General features: G+C 39.6%; 14 protein-coding genes. 13 read left to right on the forward strand and 1 reads right to left on the reverse strand.

Features of this window, described 5'->3' with window-relative positions; all coding sequences use genetic code 11:
* Positions 1–85: 85 nt before the first annotated feature.
* On the reverse strand, positions 86–1,075 hold the full coding sequence (locus ABDZ53_RS00155; RefSeq protein ID WP_343752754.1) for a D-alanine--D-alanine ligase family protein: 990 nt from the start codon (positions 1,073–1,075) through the stop codon (positions 86–88).
* 193 nt (positions 1,076–1,268) lie between these two features.
* Between ABDZ53_RS00155 and ABDZ53_RS00160 the strand changes: the two genes are divergently transcribed.
* The 13 genes from ABDZ53_RS00160 (at position 1,269) to ABDZ53_RS00220 (ending at position 12,128) form a co-directional block, all read left to right on the forward strand.
* Positions 1,269–2,054 carry a PHP domain-containing protein gene (locus tag ABDZ53_RS00160; protein WP_343752756.1) on the forward strand — a complete coding sequence of 262 codons (786 nt, stop codon included), beginning with the start codon at positions 1,269–1,271 and terminating at the stop codon, positions 2,052–2,054.
* Positions 2,055–2,183: 129 nt separating this feature from the next.
* Positions 2,184–3,026 carry a squalene/phytoene synthase family protein gene (locus ABDZ53_RS00165; RefSeq protein WP_343752758.1) on the forward strand — a complete coding sequence of 281 codons (843 nt, stop codon included), beginning with the start codon at positions 2,184–2,186 and terminating at the stop codon, positions 3,024–3,026.
* Between the two features lie 179 nt (positions 3,027–3,205).
* Positions 3,206–4,339, forward strand: a complete 1,134-nt coding sequence (locus ABDZ53_RS00170) for a sensor histidine kinase (RefSeq protein WP_343752760.1) — start codon at positions 3,206–3,208, stop codon at positions 4,337–4,339.
* Entirely contained in the window at positions 4,332–4,985 is a 654-nt protein-coding gene (locus ABDZ53_RS00175; RefSeq protein WP_343752762.1) for a response regulator transcription factor, read from the forward strand. The genes ABDZ53_RS00170 and ABDZ53_RS00175 overlap by 8 nt, the downstream gene beginning before the upstream one ends.
* A gap of 148 nt (positions 4,986–5,133) precedes the next feature.
* A complete protein-coding gene (locus ABDZ53_RS00180; protein WP_343752764.1) occupies positions 5,134–5,835 on the forward strand; it encodes an ABC transporter ATP-binding protein in 702 nt (233 codons plus the stop codon).
* Positions 5,804–6,073, forward strand: coding sequence for a hypothetical protein (locus ABDZ53_RS00185; protein WP_343752765.1), 270 nt, complete (start codon positions 5,804–5,806; stop codon positions 6,071–6,073). The genes ABDZ53_RS00180 and ABDZ53_RS00185 overlap by 32 nt, the downstream gene beginning before the upstream one ends.
* A 12-nt stretch (positions 6,074–6,085) precedes the next feature.
* Positions 6,086–7,243, forward strand: a complete 1,158-nt coding sequence (locus tag ABDZ53_RS00190) for an ABC transporter permease (RefSeq protein WP_343752766.1) — start codon at positions 6,086–6,088, stop codon at positions 7,241–7,243.
* Positions 7,240–8,295: an ABC transporter permease gene (locus ABDZ53_RS00195; RefSeq protein WP_343752768.1), complete on the forward strand. Its 1,056-nt coding sequence runs from the start codon at positions 7,240–7,242 to the stop codon at positions 8,293–8,295. Before ABDZ53_RS00190 ends, ABDZ53_RS00195 begins: the two co-directional genes overlap by 4 nt.
* A 375-nt stretch (positions 8,296–8,670) precedes the next feature.
* Positions 8,671–9,348 (forward strand): alpha/beta hydrolase fold domain-containing protein, encoded by a 678-nt coding sequence (locus ABDZ53_RS00200; protein WP_343752770.1) that lies wholly within the window; start codon positions 8,671–8,673, stop codon positions 9,346–9,348.
* Between the two features lie 300 nt (positions 9,349–9,648).
* A complete protein-coding gene (locus ABDZ53_RS00205) occupies positions 9,649–9,918 on the forward strand; it encodes a helix-turn-helix transcriptional regulator (protein WP_343752772.1) in 270 nt (89 codons plus the stop codon).
* A 123-nt stretch (positions 9,919–10,041) separates the two neighbouring features.
* On the forward strand, positions 10,042–10,896 hold the full coding sequence (locus ABDZ53_RS00210) for a patatin-like phospholipase family protein (protein WP_343752774.1): 855 nt from the start codon (positions 10,042–10,044) through the stop codon (positions 10,894–10,896).
* Between the two features lie 48 nt (positions 10,897–10,944).
* Complete coding sequence (locus ABDZ53_RS00215) at positions 10,945–11,268, forward strand: DUF3848 domain-containing protein (RefSeq protein ID WP_343752776.1); 324 nt, start codon at positions 10,945–10,947, stop codon at positions 11,266–11,268.
* Between the two features lie 122 nt (positions 11,269–11,390).
* Positions 11,391–12,128, forward strand: coding sequence for a TIM barrel protein (locus ABDZ53_RS00220; RefSeq protein ID WP_343752778.1), 738 nt, complete (start codon positions 11,391–11,393; stop codon positions 12,126–12,128).
* Positions 12,129–12,177: the final 49 nt, after the last annotated feature.

Raw genomic sequence — 12,177 nt, forward strand, 5'->3', positions numbered from 1 at the left:
TTCGCTACTAAGTGTCACTCAAAGCTATTTGGATGACACTTACTCATAGTTTTTCGCTACTAAGTGTCACTTAATCAAAAGGAGTTTATGAAATACGCCCGCTTTCGCTAGCTTGGATAGCTTCTTTGACTAATATTTCTACTAATGTAGGCATATCATAGCCAGCTTCTTCAGCCATTAGAGGATAGTGAGCATAACCCGCTTCGAGTGCAGGAATCGCATTGAGTTCAATTACATTTGGAATACCATCGTCGTCTAATTTGACATCCACTCGGGCATATTCTGAACAACCTAAGGCTTTATAAGCTCTTAAAACTGTTTTGGATATCTCTTCAGCAAGTTCATCGGTAATATCAGCCGGGCAACTGCGAGTGACCACATTTTCGGCTTTCACATCTACCGTTTGAGTTGTTCCGTATTCTTCTGGAATGATGACTTCCATTATAGGTAAAGTCTTTGGAGTCTCCGTGCCTAAAACAGCTACTGAAAATTCTCGTCCACTTAAATACCCTTCGACTAAGGCCGGTTGGTTAAAATTCTCAAGAACATAATTGACTTGAGCACGTAATTCTTCTTCGTTATTGACCATACTATCCTCAGTAATCCCGACAGCAGATCCCTCTCTAACTGGTTTCACAAAAAGAGGGAAAGATAAGTCACTATCCAAAGGAGTCTCAACCGAATAAAACACCTGGAAAGGAGAGACTGGTACACCAGCTGCTTTAAAAGTAGCTTTCGCATGCTCTTTATTTAAAGAAATCACTTGAGGGAGTAAACCTGAACCGACAAAAGGAATATCGAGTAACTCTAACATCCCAGCAATATTTGCCTGTTCATTCTTGTGATTGATACCGACGGCTGAATTGAATATCACATCCAGTTCACCAACTTGTTTAATGTCGTACAATAAACTGGTATAGGCAGGAATTAACGTCACGTCATGACCCTTGGATTCAAAAGCTTCTTTAATATCATGCGCAATGATTTCATTCTGACGATAACTTCTTGGGTCCAGTGCTTTTTCCTCTTCCGTCATCTCTTTCGGTTTATTGTAAACTAATCCAATCTTATACATAGTTGCTTCACCAGCTCCTTATTCAATAATTATAAATTGATAGCTCATATCTAAAGGATAAATCACCTCTAAAAATATTACAAGAAATGTAGCCTTTACGATAGGTAATAAAGGATTGACCCGTTTTATACGCTTTTTTTACATTCATCATTTATACTAAATGATAGATAGTTTATCAAAAGGAGGAAGACGATTGCGTTATTATGATCAACACTCTCACACCTATTATTCACCCGATTCGACGGAGCACTTTGAAAACTATTTAAAACAGACGGATTTACCCGTTGTGACAACGGAGCATTTGGATTTCTACCGTCCCAGCCAGAATATGAAAGACGCTGTACTCGATTACGACTCTTATGTGGAAACCATTCACCGTCTCAACAAAAAGTATAAAAACCGCTTGTTAAAAGGCATTGAAGTGGGATTCACGTATAGAGACCGTCATCGGATTGAAGCCTATTTAGCAGACAAATCATTTGATATTATTTTATTCAGCATCCACCACAATGGCGGCCAGGGTTTCATGACTCTGAACCATGATACAAAAGATTTAACGGAGCATGTGGAGGATTATTACAGTTTAATGCTGCAAGGCATCAAGGAGGCTCCCTATGCCAATGTGTTAGCTCATTTTGATTACGGACTAAGAGGCTATGACAAGGTCAAGGTCTCTGATTTAAAACCAGCCGAAGAGACATTGAAAGCTATATTTAAGGTAATTATCGAGCAGAATCAAGCACTGGAACTGAACACGCGCAGCATGTATGCTTATGACAATGCGCACTTATACGATTATGCCATTGGCCTTTATAAAAGTTTGGGCGGACAGTTATTTACAGTAAGCTCGGATGCGCATGTTTCAGAAGACTACCAATTCCACTTTTCAGATGCTTTTTCTCTCCTAAGGGCACATGATGTGAACGAGCTAGTTGTCTTTAAGAATCAGACAACTCATTGGGTACCTCTGCCAGATTAAAGTGCCTTTATGAAGACAAGTTTTAGGCTTCTTTTAAAAGAAATGAGAGGTTCATCCTTTATTCCTTTTAAGTTGCAGTGGGTTCTTATATAATAAGAGAATAGATTATTGTGCGAAGAGGAGATTACTATGCTGAAGAAGAACAAGTTTCCAAAAGACGTGATGCGTGTGCTGAAAGAAACGAGCCGCACGTTTTATATTCCCATCAAATTACTCAAAAAGGATTTAAAAGAGGCTGTCTCAACAGCTTATCTCGTTTACCGAGCGATTGATGAGATTGAAGACCATGAAGATATTCCAAACGACGTTATTTCCACTATCTTAATGCAGTTAAGTGAACTCTTTAAACACCCCTTTACTGAAGAAGAATATTTTGCGATTATTGCGCCCATCAAAGACCAATTGCCAGAAGTGTCTGTGCGTTTAGTGGATTGGATTGAGGCGTGTCCAGAGACCGCTCAACCGATTGTGAGAGAAACAGGATCAGAAATGGCTTATGGCATGAGCAAATGGGCAGATAAAAATTGGGATGTACGAACGAAAGAGGATTTAGACGACTACACCTACTACGTGGCTGGAATAGTTGGTGTCCTGCTATCGAAACTCTGGAACTGGTCTTACGGATACGATGGCGATAAAGACTTTGAATTATCCATTGGTTTCGGTCGTGGGTTACAAGCTGTCAACATTTTAAGAAATGAAGAAGAAGACTTAGATGAACGGGGTGTCAGCTTTGTCCCAGATGGTTGGACACGGGCCGATTTATTTGCCTATGCTGAAGAGAATTTAGCCAAGGCGGACTTATATATGGAAACTTTAACAGATAAAAGCACCATCGTCTTTTGTAAACTCCCACTAGCTTTTGCCCACAAGAGTTTAGACGCGATGAAAGAAGGCCGCGAGAAAATGAATCGGGAAGAAGTCGAAGAAACAGTTAGACAAGTGACTTCTGAAGTCGAGGCAGATGAGTAAATCCACTGGCCGATTGATAAAGACACTATAAGCATCATACATTCAAAGCTATCCTGACTTGAAAAGGTGAGGGTAGCTTTTTTCGTTGCTATTATTTTTATTACAAATGAAGTTTGTGTCTGTTTGAAGCCAAGGCGTATAATAAAAGAACAAGAGAGAAAGGAAAGGGGGAAGGGAACATGATTCTGATTAAAATCATTCTGACTGGGCTTAGCTTAATGCAATACGCCACCCAATCCACTTTTTGGAAAACAGATTTTTACTGGCTGTTCATATGGATCATTGCTTTTCACTTACTCTGGTTCTATGTTGAAAGACCCGTCCTTAGGGGAGTCATGCTTGGGATCATCGCTCTATTGAGTGTCATCAATACAGCCATTTTGCCTCAGTTGCCTTTCTTGCTATTAGCTCTTTTGATGATAGATATCCGAACAGAATGGTCACGCAAAGGAGCGGGTACGGCAATAGGCATCCTAGGGATTCTCTTAAGCTTGCAATGGACGTTCCTCACATCTTGGCCTGCACTGCATACACTTCTGGTCTTTATAGGAGTCTTAACTTTAGCTTGGTGGTCTGCGGAACAAAGCTTGGTTATCAAAGATAGAACCGAACGGCAATACGAGCTAAAACTTATCCAAGATGAACTAGAAGAGAAAGCCACTCTCTTACATACTCATATGCAGTCAATGGAAGAAGTTTACACTTTGAATGAAAGAAACCGTATCTCAAGAGATTTACATGATTCGGTCGGGCACACTCTTTCAACCCTTGTCATCCAAACCGCTGCTCTTCAGAAACTGACGGAAAAATCGGATCCCACGGCATCGAATATGTTAGGTGAATTGCATGAGTTTACTCAAAAAGGCTTGGCTGAAGTCCGGTCCGTTATTCATGCTTTAAAACCGGCAAATTATACTCAAATCGCTTTTTTTGAACGGTTAAATAACTTAATGAAAGAGTACGAAAATACCAGTCCCTTTCATATCTTTTTTAACCATAATGACCAGCAATGGACGTTAAACGAAGAACAAGAGGCATTGCTTTTTCGAGCCATTCAAGAATTTATAGGGAATTCATCTAAACACAGTCAAGCGACAGAAGTGAGAATTCACCTTCACTTTACGGATCGTTCCGTTATTTTAACTATGCAGGATAACGGGGTCGGAACAGATGACATCAAACCGCAGATGGGGCTTTCCGGTATGGAAGAACGCGCTCAGTTATTAGGCGGAAAAGTAACCGTTCGCTCGTCTTTACATGCCGGATTTAACGTGCGCATTGTGATACCGAAAGGAGGAAATGGATATGTCTGATACACCCATTAAAGTCTTACTCGTCGATGATGAGCAATTAATCAGAAACGGTCTTGCTATTTTACTCGCATCCTATCCTTCTCTTTCTATTGTAGGCCAGGCTTCAAACGGACAAGAAGCAGCCGAGTTCTGTGATAGTCATGCCGTTGATGTGGTGCTGATGGATATTCGGATGCCTGTATCCAATGGCATAGAAGGTACACGTCTCATAAAAACGAATCACCCGAACATTAGTGTGTTGGTTTTAACCACTTTCCAAGATACCGAGTACATATCCCAGGCGATGCGCTTAGGAGCATACGGTTATTTATTGAAAGACAGCAGTAGTGATGACATAGCTGAATCCATCAACCTTGTGTTCAATGGTAATATGGTTCTGGATGGGAAAATTGGAAAAGAAATGTTGAATTTGACACGAACGGCTGATAAGCCTCTATTTGATGCCCTGGCTTTTGACTTATCACCAAAAGAAGTCGATATAGTACGTTTGGTAGCCAGTGGTTTAAGCAACCAAGAGATAGCGGATAAACTTTACTTATCCCTCGGTACCATTAAAAACAATATAACCACCATCCTCAGAAAGTTAGACTTAAGAGACCGGACTCAACTGGCCATTTTTGCCTTTGAAAAAGGACTCATGTCTTAACTCTCTATCTTATAAGCCTTAGTCAGCCTCATGTGACTAAGGCTTTTTTATATCGTGACTTAAGTCATCCCATTGCGTTACCGGAGTGAATAGTCACCGATCTCTATAGGGATTATAATAAAGACAATAGAAAGAGGAGGGTTTTCAAATGAGTGATGTAGAAATTAAACATGTCTATAAAAAGTACGGCAATCAATCCGTTTTAACAAATGTGTCTTTTGAAATAGAGAGCGGAGAACGATTTGGCCTCATCGGACCAAATGGAGCTGGAAAATCGACTCTCATAGATGTCATGACCGGGTTGACTCCAATGAATTCAGGCGACATCTATGTAGATGGCAAACACGTGCCTAAAGACATGGTACACATACGGGAGCAAATCGGTTTAGTTCCTCAAGATATAGCTTTGATGAAAGAGTTAAATGCACCGTCCAATTTAGAGTATTTTGGAGGCCTATACGGCTTATCCGGTAAATTATTGCGGAGCCGGATAGAAGAAGCATTGGAAATAGTGGGTTTAGAGAACCAGAAGAAAAAAGCAGTCAAAACTTTTTCAGGTGGGATGCAACGCCGTCTCAATATCGCAGCCGGTATTTTACACCGCCCGAAATTACTGATACTGGACGAGCCAACCGTTGGGGTAGACCCGCAGTCCAGAAATAAAATCTTTGAATTCATCAAGTATATGAATGAGGAATACAAAACAACCGTCTTATACACGTCTCATTACATGGAAGAAGTGGAAGCCTTGTGTGACCGTCTCTTTATTCTCGATAACGGAGAGAGTCGGGTACGGGTCACAGGAAGAAATCAAGCAAATGGTTCAAGACAATGTGAAGTGGCTCATTGAAGTGGTGCGTATCCCTTTAGATATAGAAGAAACGCTCCAGACACATTTAAAAGGTGTCCAGCAAATTTTACTGGAAAACAACACCATCCACCTCATTGTGGATCCCATTGAATTCCAAACACCTCAACTGATGCGTGTTATAGCTGAAAATCAGATTGAACTTGTTACATTAAAAAAAGAAGAATTAAGTTTAGAAGAAGCCTTTTTACAATTAACAGGCAAAACACTGAGAGATTAAGGAGGAGCCGCCATGTCAAAGTTTTGGATTTATTTAAAAACCAATATACGAGCTGACTTAAAGCAAGGGCATATTATTCTCAGTGTGTTTTTACTCTTGCCTTTATTTCTAACCTTTATATTAGGCTTTTCCTATCGGTCCGCATTTGTTCCTGAAGGGGATAATGACCCCATTGACATCAGCCTACAAAATGACGATAGGGGAGAATGGGGGAGTGTCTTGTCTGACACTTTATCCGGTGATGAGATGCAGGCCTTCCTTAACATCACGGATGAAGAAGACTCGGATTTCCATCTGTACATTCAAGCAGACTATAGTGACCGCTTAGCAGACACGCTGATAACGATTCAAACAAAAGAAAACAGTTCGTCTTCAGAAGAAGCCATGCTCAAGCAGCTGGTCATGCAGTGGCAACAAGCCCTGCTCGATCAGGAACAGCTCCTGGAAGAGGTAGTGTCCATCGAAGACCCGGCTGTTATCGCTACACTCCAGAACTCTCTTGAGGAGTTAGGTGAACTAAACAGTGATGCAGTCTTTACACCGACCACCTATCATTCCCAAACAGCTTTAACGAGTAATCAGTTCACAGCTGTCACAGGGGTCATTTACATTTTAATCATGACTTTGTCTGGTGGGGCTGGAATGAGTACAAACAAAGAACTTCAAGGGACGAGAAAAAGACTCGGAGTGGTGCCGTTATCTCCTAAACAAGTCGTTTTATTTGAAGTCATGACGAACACCCTTATTTATACCGTCATCATCATCCTGTTTTTAATCATCTGGAGACTCATAGACTCGCAGACCTTTACAGGTCATCCACTCTTTTATATTCTGTGGAGTCTGAACTATGCTCTGTTTTTCCAGAGTATCAGTGCCGCGCTTTTGCATATGATTCCAGATCACTTCTCAAATTGGGTTTATCAAGGCGTGCTGATGCTATACATGCTCTTTGGCTTCTTGCCCGTTGACAAAATGATAGGCGGACAGGTAGGGGAGTTTTTCAGTCAGAATTTTATTCGTCTCCTCTTTAATCAGCCTTTCTATGATTATATGCAGAACGAAAGAGCCTTGGAACATTGGCCGGTATTTGTAGGCTTATTAGCCGCCAGTCTTTTGATTACTAGCTTGACTATTCGATTTAAACACAGAAGGGAGCTGCACCTGGCATGAAGACCATCCGTTTAACCTGGTTTCACTTAAAAAGAATTATCTTAAGAAACTGGGGCTTTTTAATCATGTCCTTAGCGTTTCCTCTTGTTATTATCTTTGCCTTCCTTTTTATTATGGAATCTGAATCCAGTTTGCTCTCTGAACAGGCTAATGCGGTTGTTAACCATTCGGATTATGTGACCGAAACCGTTGTCCCTCAACTGGATGACCCTTATCAGGAGTATTTTGTGACTAACGAAGAAGAGGCTTTTGCCCAATTGGATCAAATAGAAGTGTCTATGGTATACGAGATACCAGAAGGATTCCCGCACTCTGACACGTCTATCCAAGTGCATAGCATTAATGGCTCCAATCGTGACCCGCTGTTTGAAGCAGAATTTCTAAGTATATTGACGGATGCCTTGAGGGATGAAGCCTTTGAAGAAGCTGGAATCATATTTGAGACAACTGAAGCATCCGAACCGGCGATTGATTCTTCTTTTGTACCGGTTAACTCTAATATGGCTTTTATGCTATTCATGCTTCTGTTCTTCATGGGATACTCTACCGGGTTTATTGCCGGAGACTTAGCAAAGATGCGTAAAGAAGGTCTTCTGACTCGGAGTATTATTTCAAATATCTACAGTTGGCAGATACTAGGAAGTGTACTGGGAGCGTATATGATTTATTCCGTTCTTTCTAACGTACTCATTGTTCTACTGGCGAGTGCTGTCTTTTCTATCCCATTAACCAATCTCGGACTGGGCTTAGGCTTGATTCTTTCGATGGGAATATTTGTGATGGGGCTGACGATGCTGCTCTTTAGAGTATTTAAGAATGAAACGCTCATCCAGATGCTGGGACTGCTGCTTATTATGGTTCTTGTTTTTGTCCCGCTGTTCACCCAATCGCTTGACCAATTATCCGCTATTCAGTATATCTCCCCTTATTACTGGGTATTTGAATCACTCGATACAGGGCAGCTTTTCCCTCATATAGGAGTCATTAGTCTATATGGCCTTGTTATGTTTACAGCTGGAAGCTTCAAAGTCGAACGACTCGTTAAACTCTAACTCCTTGGCCTGCACAGGTTCTGAAACTGTGCAGGTCCTTTTTAATTCAATCCTGTTATCGATTACATTTCGTGTTGACTTAGTCTAGAGATAGTTTTACACTCAATATAAAATGAATGAAAAAGGACTGACTAATCATGACCGATAAGACAACTGAATTCCCTAAATCAGAAGCCACAGTACAAGGAATGAAAACACTGCCTGCCGATCCTCACAATGTAAGAGCCAGAGTCGTCCCGGTAGACCACGTCTATACCCGTAAGAATGGACAGAATCTGCGTGTGCGTCTCATTTATCCTGATCAGGGTGATGACAGTCAAATCTATCCGCTTGTCGTACATATTCAAGGCTCTGCTTGGTTCCAGCAGGATTTATATGACCATATGTATGATTTTGAAAAAAATCGTGACCAGCGGCTATATTTTAGCGATTGTCGAATACTTGCCTATTCCAGCTGCTCAATTCCCCAGTCATGTAGAAGATGCTAAAACAGCTGTCCGTTACTTGGCTAAACAGTCAGAAGAATTGAGAATTGACTCATCGAACATGTTTGTATCTGGCGATTCAAGCGGAGGGCATACATCATTACTATGCTGGGCAACTTGGAACAGCACAGACTTAGATACGGATTCCACCGAACCTTTACCAGATGTCAAAGCTTTTCTCAATTTTTATGGAGTGACGGATTTCACTACTATTGCGGACTATCGTTCCAATGTGCCTCATGACAGTCCCACAAGTCCGGAAAATCTTCTTTTAGGAGACTTTCTATCACTCAATGATCAAGAGAAAGCACTGCGCGCTTCTGTTCGGTATTACTTAAATAAGGAGACAACTTATGCGCCTTTACTGACGATGCATGGGAATAAAGATGATGTGGTTCCTTTTGAGCAGGGGATAGAACTACAAAAGCGCTGTTTGGACTTGGGATTAGACTCAACGTTTTATTGTATAGACGGTGCTGGACACGGCGGACCGGCTTTCTATCATGAAGAGACAGTGGAGGAGGTTATTGCCTTTCTTAAAAAGCATACGGATTCATTCTCTGTTTAACATTTATTTTGGCATTAACATTAAAACATTTGTCAAACCTAACAAGACTCCAGCAAATCAGGGTGGAAATCTTTTTTTACTATTTAAAATAACTGACTTTGTAATTTTTAGTCGATTAGTGATTACTAATATCACTTTATTCATTGGGACAAAATTTCAAACACTAGAAAAATCTTAGAATAACATAATATCAAATGACTTCTTCTAAAATATTATTAGAATGCTGAAGCTGCATTAGAGAAATTGTGAGAATAAAAAACATTAGGAATAAATTCCACTCTCAATAAAGGAGTGTTAAAAATGAGTAAAAATAGTACAGCTTTAAAAAAACGTATGAATGAAAGTGAAGAATTTAAAAAAGCTTACGTTGAAGAACAAAGAAAGCTAGACTTAGCAGATTTAATATTTGAATTAAGATCTCAAACGGGATTAAGCCAAACAAAATTTGCAGAGAAAGTGAATAAGTCCAGATCCACTATTGCTCGTATCGAGAATGCTACAATGGAACCTTCACTATCTACTGTTGAAGATATTGCCGAAGCAGTAGGTAAAAGAGTAGAAGAAAAATAATTGATTTATAATCGTTTGAACCTATGCTGTACTGGCATGGGTTGTTTATTTTTCCTGTATAAAAATGGTATAGTAATGAAGAAGCAAGAGTATGCAAGAGTATATGGATGAAAAGGTGAGTACATGAAAGATGTAGGATTAGTGCTTGAAGGCGGAGGTATGCGCGGGCTTTACACGGCTGGCGTGCTGGATACACTGATGAATGAAGAGATTAAAGTAGGCGGAATGGTGACAGTTTCAGCTGGCGCTTTATTTGGAATCAATTATGCCTCAGGACAAAAGGGGAGAGCCTTAAGGTATAACAAAACATACATAAAAGATAAACGGTACATGGGTATTCGGCAATTGATTAAGACAGGAGATATTATCAGTAAGGATTTTGCATATTATACCGTCCCATTCTCACTGGATGTGTTTGATGAAGACGCCTTTAAACAGTCGGGCATAGACTTTTATGCCACGGTTACGAATATGGAAACAGGACAAGCAGAGTATAAACATATCACAGAGCCATTCAAGGAAATGGAAGTACTGAGAGCTTCCGGTTCAATGCCATTTGTTTCAAAACCCATTAAACTAGATGGAACCTACTATCTAGATGGCGGAGTCGCAGACAGCATCCCCTTTGAAAAAGCAAAGGAACTGGGATTCAACAAGAGACTCGTCATATTAACCCGACCATTAGCTTATAGGAAAACCAAGCCCAACTCGTTTCTCATTGATAGATGGTATAAAAATTATCCAAAATTCAAAGAGACATTAAAGAATCGCTATCTAAACTACAATAATACTGTAGAAAAGATTATTGAAGAGGAGAAAAGAGGGGAGACCTTTGTCATTCGTCCTTCACAAACGATTCCGATTAAACGACTCGAAAGAGATCCAAATAAATTGCAGGCCATGTATGACTTGGGAGTGAAGGATACATTAGAACGGTTGGAAGAATTGAAGAGGTATATTACGAATATTGTCGACTAGCTTGTTTATATATAATCTGTAGAGGTTTTCTGAGAATAGGAGAGAGACATGATTAAACGTTTAAAAGATAAACTGAATTCTGAATACACTTCATTTAAGGTCGAAATGATGGCTAAATCAAAAGAAGATATTTTTGACAGCAGCTATAAGATTTCTGCTTATGAAGAAATCAAGCATCTACTTATGAACGAACTGCCATTCACTGGCCTGGATAATAAGAAGACAATAGACACACTTCTAAAGACAGAAAATCTAATCAAGTTAGTCTATCTTGAATTTTTGAATAATGAAGCTCCTTTTCCATCTATGGAAGACATCTACCCCTTCATAGATAAACTTGCTGACCCTTCTATGAATTCGAAACAACAATGACATAGATAGCAAGCATGTTTTGAAAATGAACTAATTTATCTATAGGTTATCATAGTGAAGATGAATTCCTGCTTATGGATAACAGATAAAAGAAAAATAAATCTTTAGGTGCGTGAATACGAATGACTCATCACTCGATAGGAATATCTGGCAGTACTATTCTATCTGATCCAAAGAAATTTACTTATTTATTCAATAAGAAATATGTGAAACACATCGAAATAGGTGAATTTTCAAATCAAGACGCGTTTAAAACATTTTTAAACGAGCATAATAGGCACGGACTCACATTTGGACTCCATTCTCCTTTATACAGAAATCAAAGCAAATATGATTTATTGGAAAAAGTACATTATGATTCCGAGGAGTCTTGGATTCAGTTTGAAAAAGAAGTCAAACACATGTCCGAGTTAGGAGCTGAATATATACTTGTCCACTTTCCTTATTTTAAAGAAGAAAGCGAACGCGATTCAAACACATTAATAGACAATGGGTTGAAAAAGCTACAAGTCTTACAAGAGAAATATAATATCCCTATTGTGTGTGAGCCCAAATTAGGTCTCAACCGTTCGAGTGTGGGAATAGACGCTTTACATGATTTTCCAGTTGAGACCTGGGATAAGTATAATATAAAGCTCTGTATTGATATTGGAGATTACTTAATGTCTGCTGGAAGTCAAACAATAGAGTATATAAAAAAATGGGAAAAGTATATTCTCGTTGTCCATCTACATAACGTGGAATATATAGGAGACGACTATTTTTGGATTCCCGTTCATCCTTCACAAGAAGAGAACCCTAACTATTATACTATTCAGGACTTGATAATACAGTTAATGACTCAAGTTTCGCACCCCTAAGAACGACGTTCTATCCTTTTACCGTAAAGATCAGTTAGAATATTGAACT

The sequence above is a fragment of the Alkalibacterium iburiense genome (assembly GCF_039521845.1).
Taxonomy (GTDB): domain Bacteria; phylum Bacillota; class Bacilli; order Lactobacillales; family Carnobacteriaceae_A; genus Alkalibacterium; species Alkalibacterium iburiense.

What these genes read in the sequence shown, in the direction of transcription:
- ABDZ53_RS00155 (WP_343752754.1), bottom strand. Translation starts at nt 1,075, where the DNA reads ATGTATAAGATTGGATTAGTTTACAATAAACCGAAAGAGATGACGGAA.
- ABDZ53_RS00165 (WP_343752758.1), top strand. Translation starts at nt 2,184, where the DNA reads ATGCTGAAGAAGAACAAGTTTCCAAAAGACGTGATGCGTGTGCTGAAA.
- ABDZ53_RS00170 (WP_343752760.1), top strand. Translation starts at nt 3,206, where the DNA reads ATGATTCTGATTAAAATCATTCTGACTGGGCTTAGCTTAATGCAATAC.
- ABDZ53_RS00175 (WP_343752762.1), top strand. Translation starts at nt 4,332, where the DNA reads ATGTCTGATACACCCATTAAAGTCTTACTCGTCGATGATGAGCAATTA.
- ABDZ53_RS00180 (WP_343752764.1), top strand. Translation starts at nt 5,134, where the DNA reads ATGAGTGATGTAGAAATTAAACATGTCTATAAAAAGTACGGCAATCAA.
- ABDZ53_RS00185 (WP_343752765.1), top strand. Translation starts at nt 5,804, where the DNA reads ATGGTTCAAGACAATGTGAAGTGGCTCATTGAAGTGGTGCGTATCCCT.
- ABDZ53_RS00190 (WP_343752766.1), top strand. Translation starts at nt 6,086, where the DNA reads ATGTCAAAGTTTTGGATTTATTTAAAAACCAATATACGAGCTGACTTA.
- ABDZ53_RS00195 (WP_343752768.1), top strand. Translation starts at nt 7,240, where the DNA reads ATGAAGACCATCCGTTTAACCTGGTTTCACTTAAAAAGAATTATCTTA.
- ABDZ53_RS00200 (WP_343752770.1), top strand. Translation starts at nt 8,671, where the DNA reads ATGACCATATGTATGATTTTGAAAAAAATCGTGACCAGCGGCTATATT.
- ABDZ53_RS00205 (WP_343752772.1), top strand. Translation starts at nt 9,649, where the DNA reads ATGAGTAAAAATAGTACAGCTTTAAAAAAACGTATGAATGAAAGTGAA.
- ABDZ53_RS00210 (WP_343752774.1), top strand. Translation starts at nt 10,042, where the DNA reads ATGAAAGATGTAGGATTAGTGCTTGAAGGCGGAGGTATGCGCGGGCTT.
- ABDZ53_RS00215 (WP_343752776.1), top strand. Translation starts at nt 10,945, where the DNA reads ATGATTAAACGTTTAAAAGATAAACTGAATTCTGAATACACTTCATTT.
- ABDZ53_RS00220 (WP_343752778.1), top strand. Translation starts at nt 11,391, where the DNA reads ATGACTCATCACTCGATAGGAATATCTGGCAGTACTATTCTATCTGAT.